Source organism: Streptomyces sp. NPDC101234 (assembly GCF_044767525.1).
Lineage (GTDB): Bacteria > Actinomycetota > Actinomycetes > Streptomycetales > Streptomycetaceae > Streptomyces > Streptomyces sasae.
The window spans coordinates 14902-29792 of record NZ_JBIWOA010000035.1; the positions used below are offsets into that span (position 1 = coordinate 14902).

General features: G+C 69.7%; 16 protein-coding genes and 2 pseudogenes. 8 read left to right on the forward strand and 10 right to left on the reverse strand.

Annotation, left to right across the window (positions count from 1 at the left end):
* Window positions 1-34 precede the first annotated feature (34 nt).
* The 4 genes from ACIRR9_RS43145 to ACIRR9_RS43160 form a co-directional block, all read right to left on the reverse strand.
* Window positions 35-1822: an ABC transporter ATP-binding protein gene (locus ACIRR9_RS43145; protein WP_403764160.1), complete on the reverse strand. Its 1788-nt coding sequence runs from the start codon at window positions 1820-1822 to the stop codon at window positions 35-37.
* Between the two features lie 110 nt (window positions 1823-1932).
* On the reverse strand, window positions 1933-2058 hold the full coding sequence (locus tag ACIRR9_RS43150) for a hypothetical protein (RefSeq protein ID WP_260327453.1): 126 nt from the start codon (window positions 2056-2058) through the stop codon (window positions 1933-1935).
* Between the two features lie 240 nt (window positions 2059-2298).
* Window positions 2299-4020 carry an MFS transporter gene (locus ACIRR9_RS43155; RefSeq protein WP_403764162.1) on the reverse strand — a complete coding sequence of 574 codons (1722 nt, stop codon included), beginning with the start codon at window positions 4018-4020 and terminating at the stop codon, window positions 2299-2301.
* Window positions 4021-4088: 68 nt separating this feature from the next.
* Complete coding sequence (locus tag ACIRR9_RS43160) at window positions 4089-4493, reverse strand: MarR family winged helix-turn-helix transcriptional regulator (protein ID WP_260328662.1); 405 nt, start codon at window positions 4491-4493, stop codon at window positions 4089-4091.
* A gap of 284 nt (window positions 4494-4777) precedes the next feature.
* On the opposite strand from ACIRR9_RS43160, the gene ACIRR9_RS43165 reads away from it, so the two are divergent.
* Entirely contained in the window at window positions 4778-5173 is a 396-nt protein-coding gene (locus ACIRR9_RS43165; RefSeq protein ID WP_403764164.1) for a hypothetical protein, read from the forward strand.
* A 139-nt stretch (window positions 5174-5312) separates the two neighbouring features.
* On the opposite strand, the gene ACIRR9_RS43170 is transcribed toward ACIRR9_RS43165, so the two are convergent.
* Window positions 5313-5663, reverse strand: a complete 351-nt coding sequence (locus ACIRR9_RS43170) for a winged helix-turn-helix transcriptional regulator (RefSeq protein WP_403764166.1) — start codon at window positions 5661-5663, stop codon at window positions 5313-5315.
* A 67-nt stretch (window positions 5664-5730) separates the two neighbouring features.
* Between ACIRR9_RS43170 and ACIRR9_RS43175 the strand changes: the two genes are divergently transcribed.
* The 6 genes and pseudogenes from ACIRR9_RS43175 (at window position 5731) to ACIRR9_RS43200 (ending at window position 9315) form a co-directional block, all read left to right on the forward strand.
* Window positions 5731-6291 (forward strand): carboxymuconolactone decarboxylase family protein, encoded by a 561-nt coding sequence (locus tag ACIRR9_RS43175; protein WP_403764168.1) that lies wholly within the window; start codon window positions 5731-5733, stop codon window positions 6289-6291.
* Between the two features lie 87 nt (window positions 6292-6378).
* A pseudogene (locus ACIRR9_RS43180) lies at window positions 6379-6534 on the forward strand (NADPH:quinone oxidoreductase family protein); the annotation flags it as partial.
* A 127-nt stretch (window positions 6535-6661) separates the two neighbouring features.
* Window positions 6662-6874, forward strand: coding sequence for a zinc-binding dehydrogenase (locus ACIRR9_RS43185; protein WP_403764170.1), 213 nt, complete (start codon window positions 6662-6664; stop codon window positions 6872-6874).
* Window positions 6875-7083: 209 nt separating this feature from the next.
* The gene (locus ACIRR9_RS43190) at window positions 7084-7824 is read left to right on the forward strand and encodes an alpha/beta hydrolase (RefSeq protein WP_403764172.1); all 741 of its coding nucleotides are present in this window, start codon (window positions 7084-7086) and stop codon (window positions 7822-7824) included.
* Window positions 7825-8605: 781 nt separating this feature from the next.
* The gene (locus ACIRR9_RS43195; RefSeq protein ID WP_403764173.1) at window positions 8606-8965 is read left to right on the forward strand and encodes a hypothetical protein; all 360 of its coding nucleotides are present in this window, start codon (window positions 8606-8608) and stop codon (window positions 8963-8965) included.
* A gap of 17 nt (window positions 8966-8982) precedes the next feature.
* Entirely contained in the window at window positions 8983-9315 is a 333-nt protein-coding gene (locus tag ACIRR9_RS43200) for a hypothetical protein (RefSeq protein ID WP_403764175.1), read from the forward strand.
* A 345-nt stretch (window positions 9316-9660) separates the two neighbouring features.
* Here the strand turns inward: ACIRR9_RS43200 and ACIRR9_RS43205 are convergent, their stop codons facing one another.
* The 5 genes and pseudogenes from ACIRR9_RS43205 to ACIRR9_RS43225 all read right to left on the reverse strand — a co-directional run bounded on the left by ACIRR9_RS43205 (window position 9661) and on the right by ACIRR9_RS43225 (window position 13787).
* Window positions 9661-9810 (reverse strand): hypothetical protein, encoded by a 150-nt coding sequence (locus ACIRR9_RS43205; RefSeq protein ID WP_403764177.1) that lies wholly within the window; start codon window positions 9808-9810, stop codon window positions 9661-9663.
* 612 nt (window positions 9811-10422) lie between these two features.
* Window positions 10423-11010 carry a hypothetical protein gene (locus ACIRR9_RS43210; RefSeq protein WP_403764179.1) on the reverse strand — a complete coding sequence of 196 codons (588 nt, stop codon included), beginning with the start codon at window positions 11008-11010 and terminating at the stop codon, window positions 10423-10425.
* An 85-nt stretch (window positions 11011-11095) separates the two neighbouring features.
* Window positions 11096-11422, reverse strand: a pseudogene (locus tag ACIRR9_RS43215) (helix-turn-helix domain-containing protein); the annotation flags it as partial.
* Window positions 11412-12956 (reverse strand): SMI1/KNR4 family protein, encoded by a 1545-nt coding sequence (locus tag ACIRR9_RS43220; RefSeq protein ID WP_403764181.1) that lies wholly within the window; start codon window positions 12954-12956, stop codon window positions 11412-11414. The pseudogene ACIRR9_RS43215 and the gene ACIRR9_RS43220, both read right to left, overlap by 11 nt.
* A 111-nt stretch (window positions 12957-13067) precedes the next feature.
* Window positions 13068-13787: an SMI1/KNR4 family protein gene (locus ACIRR9_RS43225; protein ID WP_403764183.1), complete on the reverse strand. Its 720-nt coding sequence runs from the start codon at window positions 13785-13787 to the stop codon at window positions 13068-13070.
* A 166-nt stretch (window positions 13788-13953) separates the two neighbouring features.
* On the opposite strand from ACIRR9_RS43225, the gene ACIRR9_RS43230 reads away from it, so the two are divergent.
* Window positions 13954-14154: a hypothetical protein gene (locus tag ACIRR9_RS43230; protein WP_403764184.1), complete on the forward strand. Its 201-nt coding sequence runs from the start codon at window positions 13954-13956 to the stop codon at window positions 14152-14154.
* Window positions 14155-14891 lie beyond the last annotated feature (737 nt).

Consider the following 14891-nt stretch of genomic DNA (forward strand, 5'->3'; position numbering starts at 1 on the left):
ACTGAGCCGCACCCCGCCCCTCCGGCAATTCCCCTCAGGCGCCGCGGGCCACGTCGCCGCCCGGCACCGTGCTGGTCGCGGTCCCGTCGGCCAGGTGCAGAATCAGGTCCGCCTGGGCGGTCAGACGCAGGTCATGGGTGATGAGGAACGTCGTACGGCCCGCGGCCAGCCGACGCAGGGGCGCCATCACCCGGGCCGTGGCGCCGTCGTCGAGACCCGCGGTCGGTTCGTCCAGGACGAGCACGGGCGCGGTGCGGAGCATGGCGCGGGCCAGCGCGATCCTGCGGCGCTGGCCGCCGGAGAGACTGTTGCCGCGTCTGCCGACGGGCGTGTCGTAGCCGTCGGGAAGCGCCGTCACGAAGTCGTGGGCGTCGGCCGCGGCCGCGGCGGCCCACACGTCCGCGTCGGTGGCGTCGGGCCGGCCGTAGACGATGTTCTCCCGGACCGTGCCGTCGAAGAGCATGCTCTCCTGGGGCAGCAGGGTGATGTGCCGACGCACCTCGTCGACCGGGAGCGCGGCGATGTCCAGACCGTCGAGCAGGATGCGGCCCCGCGAGGGTTCGTAGAACCGCAGCAGCAGACCGACCAGCGTGGACTTGCCCGCACCGCTCGGCCCGGTCACCGCGACCAGCAGACCGGGCGGGACATCGAGGCGCACGCCGTGCAGTACGGACCGGCGCCCGCCGGGATAGGCGAAACCGACGTCCTCGAAGGTCACGGCGCCGCGCACCGGCCCGGTCGGCAGCGGCACATCGGGACGCGGAGCGGTGTCGGTGGCTGTCGGAGTGGTGCGCAGGACCTCGATGAGGCGTTCGCAGGCGGCGGTCGCGGAGGAGGCGCCGACGACCAGCTCGCCGAGTTCCTGCAGGCGCGGGTGGAGATAGCCCAGGTAGGCGGCGAAGGCGAGCAGTCCGCCCACACTGAGGTGGTGTGCGGAGATCTGCCAGGCACCGGCCCCGATCACCGTCAGCACGCTGATCGTCTCCAGGAGTTCGCCGAGCGGGCCGTACACCGACGACAGCCGGATCTGCCGGAGCCCGGCACGCATCCAGTGCCGCCCCTCGCGGTGCACCTTGGCGCGCTCGGCCTCCTGACGGCTGTACGCCTGCACCACGGGCATGTTGGCGAGGCTCTCCTCCAGCAGCGAGGCCAGCCGGCCGTTGCTGTCACGTTCCTCGCGGGTCGCGCTGCGCATCAGCGTGCCGAACACCCGGGCGCCGATCCAGATCAGCGGGGCGGCGGCGAACGTGATCAGCGCCAGCTGCCAACTTGTGCGCAGGGCTGCGGCGGCGAAGACCAGGGCGCCGACGGCGGAGGTGAGCAGTTCGACGGGGGCGGAGGCGACCAGGGTCTCGACGACCTCCACGTCCCCGGTGAGGCGGGAGACGAGGTCACCGGTGCCGTAGCGGTCCAGGCCGTCCGGCGGCAGTTGCTGCAGATGACGGAAGACGCGGTCGCGCAGTCCGAGAAGGAAGTGCTCGCTCGTCCAGCCGGACAGGTAGCCGCCGGCGGCGGAGGTGACGGCGCCGACCGCGGCGAGACCCAGCCACAGCGCGGCGGGATCCCAGAACGCGGAGAGGTCGCCGGGCGTGAGCACGTCGTCGGTGAGTTGCCCCACGATCCCGATCGCCCCCGCGTCGCATCCCGCCGACACCACAAGGAGCAGCGCCGACACCAGTACGGCGGTGCGATTGCCGCTGACCAGCGGCCAGAAGGTACGGAACGCGGCCCACGGCGAGAGCCTGGCGTGCCGCAGCCGCGCCGAGGGGGCGGCGGTGGGGTTCGCGGGGACGGACATGTCGAGCGGTGCGGCGGTAGCCATGGCCGGCCGGTACTCCCTGACTCCGTGGGCGCTGCCCGGATTGCGGGCGGGCCGGGGCGGCCCGCCTCCGAGGGAAGGCGGTCCGGCCCCGGCACCGTCCGGCGGTCGTGCTACTTGGCGTGCTTCTTGTGCTTGCGGTGGTGCTTCTTGTGGTGGTGCTTGTGATGCGCCTCCTTGGCGGCACCCACTTCCTTCTTCTTGGCCTTCTTGGCCAGTGTGATCTTCGCGAAGGACATGGACGTTCCTCCTTTGTCGCGACCCGCAAAGGGGCCTAGGAAGGCGCTCACATTCGACCGAGCGCGGTACGTCCATGAATACGAGGACGGGACTACCCCCATTCAAGGGCGGAGTTGAGCGTTGATTTAGATTCCCTTACCGAACCCCTAACCTGAAATCCCCGTCAAATTCCGTCTGTTCGTGGTGAGCGGCGCTCGGGTGTCTGCGGAATCCGGTTCGACCGACAGCTCTGCCGAGGATCAGGCAGCACTGTCGCGCAGTCGGACGAGCGTGGCCGCGGTCAGCCGCAGAGGTTCCTCGGCCGGGTCGACCAGGACGACCGTGCAGGTCGCGGCGTGGGCGAGCGCGGTGGTGAGACTGCCGTCGGTGAACTGGGCGAGCGGTCCGCGCGGCGAACGACCCACGGCCACGGCACGCGCATGGACCTCTGCGGCATGCCGGGCCAGCACCCGGCCGGCGGCGGCGTGATCGCCGACGCTGTCCAGGATCTGACCGGTGGCGGCGAACCCCTGGGCGGCGAGCCGGTCGAGGTGGGCGGTGACGGCGGCCCGGGCCTGGGCCGCGGTCTCGGTGTCCGCCGCCTGCTCCTCGACGACGGCGGTCCGCTGGACGTGCACCACCTCCAGCGGGCTGCCGGTGTCCTGCGCCAGCCGGGCGGCGGTGTCCACGACGGCGGCGGCCCGCTCATGGCCGCCGACGGCGACGACGATCGGGCCCGTGCCGGCCACGACACGCCGCCCCACGGGGGTGAGCGTCGGGACGACCGGCTCGCCGGCGTCGAGACGGGACTCCGCGTCCCTGAGCAGCCGGTGCCCGCTCGCCAGCACCGGGATCGCGAGGAGGAAGGTGCCGGCGCCCAGATAGAACGGGACGCTCAGATCGGTGGCGTCGGCGAGCTTCCCGGCGACATAGGGAGCCAGACCGCCGCCGATGAAACGCAGGAAGCCGTACGCGGACGAGGCCACCGGACGCTCGACGGGCGAGACCACCATCACCGCCTGCGTGGTGAGGGTGTTGTTGATGCCGATGAAGACACCGCTCACGATCACCGCGACGATCACGACCGTGGGCGTGCCGACCCCCGCGGCGATGACGGCCATCACCGCGCCTAGGCCGACGAGGTTGGCGTACAGCACGGGCGCGGTGCCGAAGCGGGCCTGCAGACGCGGGGCGAAGAAGACGCTGAACGCGGCCACCAGCAGCCCCCAGCCGGTGAAGACCAGGCCCAGCTGATGGGCGTTCAGCTCCATCGGATAGGGCGCGTAGCCGAGCATGGTGAAGAAGCCCCAGTTGTACAGGAGGGCCATGATGCCCATGGTCAGCAGACCACGGTGGCGCAACGCCGTGATCGGCGCCAGTGGTGAGGTACGGCGTTCCGGCCGGGGCAGTTCCGGTACGAAGGCCAGCGTCGCGACGAGGGCTACGGCCATGAGGACGGCGACGCCGAAGAACGGTCCGCGCCAGCTGATGGCGCCCAACTCGCCGCCGAGCAGGGGGCCGACGGCTATGCCGAGGCCGAGGGCGGTCTCGTACAGGATGATCGCACCGCCGAAGCCGCCGCTCGCCGAGGCGACGATGACGGCCAGCGAGGTCGCGATGAACAGGGCGTTGCCCAGTCCCCACCCGGCGCGGAAGCCGACGATGCCGTTGATCGAACCGGAGGCGCCGGCGAGCGCGGCGAACACCACGATGACCGCCAGGCCGGCGACGAGGGTGCGCTTGGCGCCGATCCGGCTGGACACCCAGCCGACGATGAGCATGGCGACCGCGGTGACGATCAGATAGCTGCTGAACAACAGCGAGACCTGACTGGGCGAGGCGTGCAGGCTCTCGGCCAGTGCGGGCAGGATCGGGTCCACGAGGCCGATGCCCATGAACGAGATCACGCAGGCGAACGCCACGGCCCACACGGCCTTCGGCTGCCTGAAAGGGCTCGCGGCCCTCGGGTGCGGAGCACTCATCAACGGTCCTCTTTCCGGATGCGGAACGAGCGGCCCCCGACGGGGGCGGCGTTGCCGGGGGAGGGGGTTCAGTCGCGGGCTCGGCGGTCCTCGATCGCGCGGGCCAGGGCGGGCAGGGCAAGCCGCACGGCCTGCTGTTCGGGCTCGGTCAGCTCCCCGATCAGTTCCTGGAGGGCGTGGGCGCGTTCGGCGCGCCGCTGCCGGAAGACGTCGAGTCCGGTTCGGGTGATCTCCACGCGGACTCCCCGTCCGTCGGTGCTGTCGGCGCCGCGGGCCACCAGCCCTGCGCGCTCCAGCCGGCCGACCAGCTGGGTCATCCCCGGCTGCGAGACGCCTTCGGCGCGGGCCAGTTCGGTCAGCCGCAGCGGCCCCTCCCGGCCCAGCCGGGCCAACGCGGAGGAGGCCGCGGTGCTCAGACCGCCGGCGGTGGCGCTGTGGCGTACGTGCCGCACCAACTGCTCCACGGCAACCATCAGTTGCTCCGACGCGCCGCCCGGACCCTCCGCGCCGGCCGTTGCATCACCGACGGCCTGATCCTCGACCCGACTTTCCATAATGTCATTATGCATCTAGATGTACTATGAAACAAGAAGCCCGGCCTGTGGCGGATCCTGCCGAGCTGCGTGCAGCCACGCGCCACAGCAACAGCGAGCCGGCGCGAATGACCAGCGTCCCGCTGCTGGTTGGTGCGTCGCGTACGTGCCGATGAACGTGCCCAGGCTGGTGGGCCGAAATGGTCCAGTGCGACCCTGCTCGCATGGGCGTCGACGACAACGACTACTGGAAGCGCTGGATAGCGAGGTTGCTGGCCGTCCTTGCCGCTGATCCTTCTGACCAGCTGACCTGGGCGAGCGAGCATCAAGTGAGGACGGCTGCCGTAGCCGATGACGTCGAATTCATCCTGCAGCTGGCCGAAGGAATGGCGGAGCGGGGAACCCTCGAACCCGAGGTCCTTCAGGACCTCAGGGAAATCGCCCGGTTCCTCGGCGAGATGGACGTGCGTGGTCGCCCAGGACGGTGGGCTGACGCGTTGACTGCCGATATGCCCTGGAGCGAGGTGCGAACTCTGGCGCGCCGGAGCCTCGTCGCCCGGCTGGGCGAGTGGCGTCTGCCGCTGCCAGGCCGCGTGCCGCCTCAACACGTCTATGACTGAGAACGTTCGTCCACACCTCACCGAGTACGTTCGGACGAGGCCAGGGAGCCCGCTGCTTCACGGGGGCACCCTGGCATCCTCACGGTCACGTCGGGACGCGAGTCCTCGGCCCAGCCGCACCAGTCTCGCTGCGGCCAGGTCAGTCCTCGGCCGTAGCGGAGTCCATTTCCCTTGCCCAGCGTCGGCTCCAGGCGTCCAGTGGACTCAGCGCCTCGACAAGGTCCTGACCGAGTGGCGTGAGGCGGTAGCCGTCGCTGTGCAGGGTGAGCAGGCGGGCGCCGGTCAGTTCGTCGAGGCGGGTGCTGAGCACGCTGGAGGACATGCGCTCGCACCGGCGCTGCAGTTCGCGGAAACCTGCCGGTGCCTGACTCAGTTCCCACAGGACGCGCATCGTCCAACGCCGCCCGAGCAGATCGAGCGCGGCCATGACCGGACGGCCCGACTCGGACCCCCGCACCGGCACACCCGGCCGTGGCGCCCTGGCTTCCATACCCACTCCTTGCGCTTCGCTTCTCGAAGCATGATACTGATTCGAAAATCGAAGCAAGGGGCATCACATGCCGCGCATCGAACCGCTCACCCCGCCGTACCCGGCCCCTGTCGACCAGGCACTCCGCCGGTGGATGCCCCCCGACGTGCCGCACGAGCCGCTCACGCTGTTCCGTGTCCTGCACCGCAACCCGGAACTGGCCTCGCGCATGTTCGCCCTGGGCGCCGGGCTCCTGGGACACGGCAGCCTCCCCGCCATCGACCGAGAACTCGTCATCGCCCGCGTCACCGCGCGCACCGGCTGTGCCTACGAGTGGGGCGTACACGCCGCAGGCCTCGCCCGGCAGGCCGGGCTCGGCCCCGAACAGCTCCAGGCGACGACCGACACCGATCCCGCGGTGAACGTCCCATGGCCGCCCCACCATGCGGCACTGCTCGCCGCGGTCGACGAACTGCACGACACGGCGCGGCTCTCGCAGACCGCCTGGGACGCCCTGCGCGTGCACTACGAGGACGGCCAGCTGCTCGAACTCCTCGTTCTGGCCGGCTGGTACCGCACCATCAGCTACCTGGCCAACGGCCTCCTGCTGGAAGAGGAACCCTGGGGCGCCCGCTTCCCGGCCAGGTGACCGCAGTCCGCTCATACCTGGCCGTTGACCAGCATTGCGGGACAGCTCTCCGGACGGGCTGGAGACAGATCTCGCGGGAGGGTGTTCATGCGTGCCGTGCGGTTCGGGAGGTTCGGTGGCCCCGAGGTCCTGGAGGAGGCCGATGTGCCGGATCCGTCGGCGGGGCCGGGCGAGACTCTGGTCCAGGTGGAGGCCGCGGGCGTCAATTTCGGCGACATCAAGCAGATCGCGGGCGAGCACACCGACGGTCCGTACGCCCCCCAAGGCCCGCTGCCCCGGATTCCCGGCATGGAGGTCGTCAGCCGGACCGCTGACCTACGGCGCCTCGTCCCGGCAGACAGCCTTCGCGATCGCGCCGAGCCGACTGGCGGTGGACAGCATCGCCGTCGCCGGCTTCTGGGTCATCCCGCTCATCGCCAGGAACGGCGCCGGCGGTGCGGAGCTCGCGGAGCTGCTCGATCTCACGGCGCGGCGCCGCCTGCGGCCCCTGGTCGGCGCGGAGTACGACCTGGCGCGGGCCCGCGACGCGCACGAGGACCTGCTTGGCCGTCGCACGAAGGGGAAGCTGGTCCTCCGCCCTTGAGGACGAACGTCGGTCTCTCCGATCCGGTCCTGTGAAAACCCGTTGGCGGAACCATGGCGACCACTGCTAGGTTTCCGGAAGCCGTGCAAGAGAGCGAGGAGGTGGTACCCGTGAACGCAGTATCGACATGGGTGCTCCCCTCCGGGGTCACGGTCGGACGCTAGGTCGTCCGGGAGCGCCGTTCAAGAGCACTCCCGAAAGGCACGACCATGCAATTCACTTCCGAACAACGCCTCGACGACGGCGTCCTCGAGCGCGAGTTCACCCTCGATGAGATCCCCGGCATCCTGTGGACGCCTGCGTCCGGGTCCGCATCCGCCCCGGCCCCGCTGATCCTGCTCGGCCACCCCCCGCTCGGACTGCGCAAGATGTACCCCCGGCTGGTGGCCCGGGCCCGACACTCCGCGGCGGAGGGCATCGCCACGGCCACCATCGAGCTCCCCGGCAGCGGTGACCGGCCCCGTTGGGCCGCCATCGAGCAGGCACGCGCCGACCTGCGCCGGGTGATGGAGGCCGGCGAGCCGGTCGGCGACGAGATCATCGATGCCCTCGTCCTCCCGCTCGTCGAGAAGTCGGTCCCGGAATGGCAAACCGCCCTGGACGCCCTGCTCTCGCTGCCCGAGATCGGCGGCCCGGTCGGCTACTCGGGGGGTGTGATCTCCATCGGCATCCGGTTGGCGGTGGTCGAGCCGCGCATCGTGGCCGCCGGCTTCTTCGCCGGGAGTCTCGTGCCCGCCGCCATGTTCGAGGAGGCCCGCCGGGTCACCATTCCGCTGCACGTCCTGCTGCAGTGGGACGACGAAGGGAACGACCGGCAGGCGGCACTGGACCTGTTCGACGCCTTCGGCTCCAAGGAGAAGACGCTGCAGGCCAATATGGGCGGGCACACCGGCGTCCCGCAGTTCGCGGGGGACGCCGCGGCCCAGTTCTTCACCCGACACCTGAAGTGACGCCGGGCCGTCAGGCCACCAGCCGCCGGTAGCCGTGTCGGCCAGGATGTTGCTCGTCCAGGGACAGCTCCCGGCTCTCCTCGGCTCGCTACCCCACGTACCCCTGCCACACTCTCGGCAGGGGCACGTGCGGCGATGATGATCCCGCACCGCGCGGCGGGTGTGGAGGAGAGCGCGGTCCCATCGGACTGTCAGCGGATCCTCCCGGCCGTGCGGCAGACAGCCGCGCCGGTCATGGCCCGCCGGGCCGGCGCGATGGTCGGGGTGGATGCCGGCGTGCGGAGAGCCGAAGGACCAGCTGTCGGGACTGTTCAGGCAATCACCGCCGTCACGGCCTGCACTTCCTCGTCCTGACCGGTGAAAGGCATCTGCGTACGGCACAGGCAGCGCGGACGGCAGGGCGAGTTCGGCCGGGCGGGAGGGGATCTGCTCAACGGTCCGGGAAATACCTGCGAATGGTTCGGTGTCGCGGCGCTGGTAGCCGGGGTTGCGTGCCGTGTGGACGAAGGCAGTATGGGACCCGGGCGGGTCGGGCGAGGCCCTGTCGCGCGAGGCGCGCGTCCAGCCGACGTCACCGTCGTCGATATCCCTGTCGATCACACCCGCGACACGGAGCTCTTCGCTCAGCTCCATGAGGGCGTCCTTGAGTAACGGCGCTGCTCCTGGCGGATTCACCAGTGAACCGCCACACCCCCTCCCTCGCCGAGCGCGCGCTGACGAGGGTCCATCGGCCGGGGCGGGACGGAGGATCAGAAAAGCAATGGCTCTGACACATCAGACGATGACTGACGAGCAGCGCAAGTCCGTTGCCCTGGAATATCTCAAGGCATTCGATCGCGGCGGAGTGACATCCAACGGTGGCAGCGTCCTGGACCTGTTCGCCGATGATGCCCAGGTCTGCTCTCCGAAGTGGGGTCTCGCCACCGGAAAGGAGGAGATCGGGAGATGCCTGTCCGATGTCGGCGGCGCGATCACACTGATCGAGCATCACTACGCCGGTTTCAACTGGATCTTTTCCGGAAGTGATGCCGGCGCCGGGTGTTCGTTCATGCTCCGCCGCCGACCCGGGAAAGACACTCGACGCGCAGTTCCACCCCTGCCACGTCCTCGTCCCTTACGCTTTCGCCGTCACATAGCGTGAGGAATGATGTGAGAAGCGTGATTGAAGCGCTGCGTAGTCCGCGGCGCCCCCTCGTCCTCGGCTCGGTGCTGACCGTCGCGCTCGTCGTGCAGTCAGCTCTGCTGATCGCCCAGCAAGTACAGATCGACGACCTGCAGATGCAGCCCGTCGACATCCAGGAGAGCCTTGAGCCCGGCCCTCCCGGGCCGTCCGGCCCACCCGGTCCCACTGGTCCCGCAGGTCCCATCGGCCCGCAAGGCAAGGACGGCAAGGACGGGAAGGACGGGAAGGAGGGCGCGAACGGGAAGGACGGCACGAACGGGAAGGACGGCAAGGACGCTGTCGCCCCGCCGGCGCCGGCGAAGAGCTAGACCCCGGGCCGCACCGGCCGTCTCCTCCTTCGTGCACTGAACGGTGATCCATCCTTGCCCAGTGCGGACAGGTGCGATCGGAGTTGCGGAGAACTCCCGGACGGGCGGCAGCAACGTCGGTCGGCCGCCTTGGGCTGTTGAAGGCGGCCGCCGAAGCGCGTGAGCACCTTGGGCTTCCCCGGAGCGGGCGAACATCGTTCCGCATACCCGCCGGTGCTTCGCCCGTGACGTGATCCAGCGCCTCCGCGCAGCGATCGGCAGGAGGCGGAGGTCCGGTCGCCCAGGAAAGGGTGCTCGGCCTGGAGGTCCGCCTTCGGTCGCGGCCTTTCCTTCAACTCTTTGACATCACATAGCGTGAGGAATGATGTGAGAAGTGTGAAAGCGGTGTGGCGTAGTCAGCAACGCCGCCTCGCGCTCGGCGCGGCGCTGACCGTCACGCTCGTCGCGCAGGCGGCTGTGCTCGTTGCCCACCAGCAGCAGATCGACGAACTTCAAGCCCGGCGCATGGCCCTCCAGGGGAACGGCATCCGGCAGGGTCTGCCCGGCCCGCCTGGCCCCTCCGGCCCTTCCGGGGCACCGGGCCCAACCGGTCCGACGGGTCTGCCGGGGCGGGAGGGGAGAGAGGGCGATCTCGGTGAGCGGGGGCGCAACGGCAGGAGAGGGCGGAACGGGAGGAACGGCGTGGTCATCTACCTCAAATGACGGCGACACGTCGGAGCTTGCCGTCGAGGGTCAAGCCGTGGGGGTTTCACCGTAGCGAGTCGCCTGGTGAGACGGCACAGCCGCTTCCTGCACTCGGCGCATGGAAGAGGCGAGTTCACCTGGGCGGACCTCAGCACGCGCTCACACCGGCCGGCGACTGCAGCGAACAGGCTGCGGTCGCCCGCCGGTTGAGGACCTGCCATCGCTACGGCGCTGTTCAACCCACTTGCGGCGAGTACGGCAACGGACCACCTAACCGGGCGGGACACGACGAGGGGCCGGGTGTTGAGGAAGTCCCGCCATCATCGAGGCAGGCAGTGACTTCCACGACTTGCCCACACCCAAGCCCGTCAACGGGCCACCGCAGCGTCCTGACCACGCCCGGGTGACTCAACGGCCTCCCGGCTACCACTGCTCAAAGGACCAACCGGGATGGCAGGCGCCCAGGTAGGGACGGTGCGTGTCCCAGTCGTCAGGTGCCAGTGCGCGCACAGGCCGTGGAGTGATCCGGCCGGTGTCGTCGATGTCGAATCCCCAGGAGAAGCCGGTCAACGGCACGACACTCCGTTTGGTCTCCTCGAACGGAGTCCAGGCCAGAAAGCTGTGAGCGAGCCAGGCCAGCGGCGTGCGCTCAACCCTTGACGGCGCGTCGAACAGCGTCGGTCTGACACCGAAAAAGGCATAGGGGGACGACGCGTCCTCGAACAGGAAGAACGGGTCCGTCTCGAAGGCAGTCCCGTTCGAGGGGCTGTCCGTCGACTGGACCAGTTGGACCCAGCCGAACATCGCACGATAGCCCTGGGCAGGGTGCTCAACACTGGCGCTGCAGGACGGGAACCCGCGCGCGCCCGGCGGCTTGCCGACCTTTTCGGGCGCGTCAACAAGCTCCACGGCCACCGTCACGGTTCCAGCTGCACCGTCATGGACAAAGGGGAAGATCACATCCTCACCCTCTCGACGGTCCACTTCATCGGCAAGGGGGAAGCCGGACATAGTGCGAGACACACTCCGCGTCTGCTCGCAAGCCCAAGGTGCCTCAGGGCGGGGCCGGGGGGACGCCTTCCGGAAGGGCGGCATCACGGCGGGCGAGCAGGCATCGTGACGTCTCACGGCCGATCCGGATCACGCGGCCGTGCACTGTCCGCAGGCAGGCGGCGAGCTCGCGGATCGACCAGCGGCTGAACGGCCGGCGGAGCTCGGTCGGGCGAGTGGTGGCCGTCCGGACGACGAAGTCCTTGTCGTCAGTGCTGAGAAGGCGGAGACGGCCTCCCACCCACCGAGGGCCGAGAGAGGCCAGGCCGCTCTCGTTGAACCGGTGGATCACGTGGCGGACGGTGTCCTCGTCGGCCGAGGTCACGACAGCGGCAACCTGATTGACCGATGTGGTCACAGCGTCAGGAGGCATCCTCGACGGTGCCGGAGAGGCGGTAGGCGGTGGAGGTGTCGACACCGAGGGCGGCGAGCAGGTCGAGGGCGGCGGTGAAGGGCGGAGCTCCGGCCAGACGGGCGGCGGCAAGGTGGGCGGGGAGGCGGCCGGCGGCGATCAGGGCGGTCCACTGGCCGGCGGAGAGGGCGAGGTAGCGCAGGTTGGGGAGATCGGCCAGCAACGTCAGGTCCGGCGTGGGGCAACGGGACAGGTCGAGGGCGCGCAGCGCAGGGAGGGTGCGCAGTGGGGCGAGGTCGATCGGGGTCTCGGAGCCGACGGCGAGTGAGGTGAGGTGCGGGTGGCCGGTGAGCGGGACGAGATCGGCCTCGGCCGCGAGGCCGACGGCCAGGTCCTCGACGGGGAGTGCTGCCATGGGGGACAGGTCGGTGGTGGCGCAGCGGTTGAGGTGCAGGCGCCGCAGGTGCGGGGTGGCGGAGAGCGGGACGAGGTCGACGGGTGAGGGGGCGTCATTGAGGTGTATCGCCTGGACGCCCGGCGCGAGCCGTTCGTCCAGGGCTGAGACCACCAACTCGCTCGAGCCGTCCCCGGACTGCTGTGGGGCGTGAGGATCCGGCAGGCCCAGGGCCTGGCCGAGCCAGGCGGTGACGGAGGAGGCGGCGTAGCGTGGGCCGTCGTCGAAGTCCCGGCCGACCTCGATCACCTGACCGGGGCGGCCGTCCGCGGCCGGCGCCAGGTCCACGGCGAAGAAGTTCCCGTCGAACCAGGTGGCGAACGGAAGCCAGCCCGGATGCCCGGAGCAACGGCGCACCGTGTTCGGCGGATCGGCGTCGAAGATCACCTGCTGCCAGCCGAGCTCCCAGCCGAACCAGGTCGGCACGCCTATGTAGTCGTTGCGCTCGGCCAGGGCCCGGTCGAGCGACAGCCAGCCGTACCCGGCCAGCGCCTCGTTGTCGCCATCCCCGTCGGCCTCCAGGTAGAGCGCCCGCAGGTCCGCCGGCAGTGCCCGGCCGAGGTGGCGCTCGGCGGCGGCGAGTTGCTCCTCGGTGACGGGCGCCGGCATCTCCGGTTCCGCGCCGGAGCGTTCGGTGTGTTGCCGCAGTACGGCATGCAGCCGCTCGACCGCCTCGGCCCGGTCCCCGGCCGGGCGCAGCGCGGACGGTTCTGCACCGTCGGCCGCGCCCGGTTCGGACGGTTCGAAGCCGAGGTCGAGAGTCAGTGTCCAGCCGTCCTCGGGGCCGCCCCCGGGCCGCAGCGCTTCCCGGAACACCACGAGCTCGAAGGCACCCGACGGCCGGCAGATCATCTCCAGGGCAATGGCCTCCCAGCCGTGGCTGTCCCGGAACCGGCACGCCAGCGAGGAGAGACTGTCGCCCGGGAACGGCACGTGGAAGAAGGAGCCCGGATGGCTCGGCACCACGTACCCGCTGCCGGCCAGGCCGACGCCGGACCGGCTCGCCCGCCCTCGCAGCACGCATTCCGTCCAGCCCTCCGGCGCCTGCGCTACGACCTCCGCCGTGATCTGCCGTGCCGCCTGTTCCACCGTCAGGTCCATGCCCGCCCTCTCGTCCGCACCGTTCGGACGATCATGTCAGCAGGCTGTGACAGAGCGATCGACAGCCGGCGCTACCCCGGCCAACCTTCTCGGTCACGGCAGGTCGCAGCACTAGCCGTTCAGCCAGTCCCCTGGGAGCAGGGCCCGGACCGCCTCCAGTGCTTCCTCGGTCCGAGCCCTCACAGGCACGCAGCCTTCCTCATCCCGCAGCAGCACGTCCGCACCGAGGAACCAGCGGGTGCCCTCGAAACCCCTGGCCGAATAGACCGGAAACGGCAGCTGCTCGCAGCTCTCTTCGATGATCCGCGTGTATTCGGGGTCGGGCTCGTACAGGAAGTCGCTCAGGTGCTCCGGTGCGTGCAAAGACTCGGCCAGGACCATCTCGACCACCATCCACGACAGGTGTTCCATCCACGGCTCCCACCGCTGGGCCTGCCGGTCGGCCAGGTCCGCAAGCACATGGACTCCCGGATCAGCCTGGTCGAGGTCCTTGAGCAGTACGCCCCAGGAGCAGGCGCCCTGGTTCTCCTCCCGGAAGACCAGTGCTTCGCCGCGAGTGTCGATGTAGAGCTGGTCCGGGTGCAGCAGCCGATCGTGGTTGCTCGTCAGATCCTGGCGCCGCCCGAGCAGCCGGTACATCTCGCGGAGGGCGCTCGGCAGGCTTGCGTCAAGACGTTCCTCCGCTGCTGCAAGGTCCTCCTCGGTGAAGCCGTCGCCGTCCGCCAGCGGCTCCACCCATGCGTGCGTGAAGTCGCGGACGAACCGCCACGCGGCTTCGCGGTCCGCGCGGGCATACTCCAGGCCTTTGCGGACGTCGAACATCTGAGTCATGGCGCAGACCCTAACCGCCGCCTATGACACTCCATCGGACAACATCCGTGTGGCGGCCCGGCCGGCGCGGGGCCCGACCCGGTCATGCTCCTCGACGGTCACAGACCGTCGTGGTTCTGTCGGCGGTCCCGGACGCCCGACATCACCAGGTCAACCTCGGCAGCAGGTGCGCACCGCCGCGTCCGCACTGCTGACCCGGGCGCAAAGCGCCGGTGCCGTCCGTGCCGACCTCGACGCATCGGAGCTGCTCGCCCTGGCCGACGGGATCACACTGACCGCCACCGACGTCACTCAAGCCGGACGACTCGTCGTCCTGGTCAGACAGGGCATGGACACTCCCTCGACGCCGGCCGACGCCATCCACTGAAGGCGGCAGGCGAGATGCCGACTTGCGCCGCGTACTCGAAACGCGCGCCCTGAACCAGTTCTGCGGGCCACTCGAACATGAAGACCACGATCCACTTGAACCGCGTCGTCGCCGGGGCATTCATTGTCTGCGGTCGGACTCCCGTCACCGGCGGAGCAGAGCACGACCGGTGCGCAGCTGTGGTATGCCGCCCCGCCAACCCGATGAAGATCAGGATTTCGATGGGGCATGTCGAACCCGAACCCTACGGCGCTTTCCGTATCATTTTTGTTTCTCTGTGGCGATTTCTCGGTCGTATCTGGCCTGTCCGGCTGACGAATTTGGCCCGCCTCGTTGATGGGTAGGACTGGTGAGATCGGCCGTTGCTCTTGAGGGGTCGGCGCCACCCTAATAGGAGTACGCCTCTATGATCTCGACGGCAGGTTCTGGGGCTTCTGCCACGGCATCGGCGTGAAACTCGCCCGGTGCTTCGGTGGTCGCCTCTACCGCGGCTGCTCCGGGTGGTGAAACCGCCGGCAATTGCGCATCACCGGTGTCGTCCTGGCGTACGTCGGGACTCGTCCATGTCCGCGAAGGAAGCTCGCTCGGCACGGCGTACTTCGCCTCGAACTGCCGCGAATGCACGAGCAGCGCTGGCCCGGATACGTCACGAGAACGGTCATAGGCTGCAATGGATGCGGTATGGATTTCGATTCGCCTGTGCGGAACCGGGCCGCGCGAACGAGATCTTGAAGGCG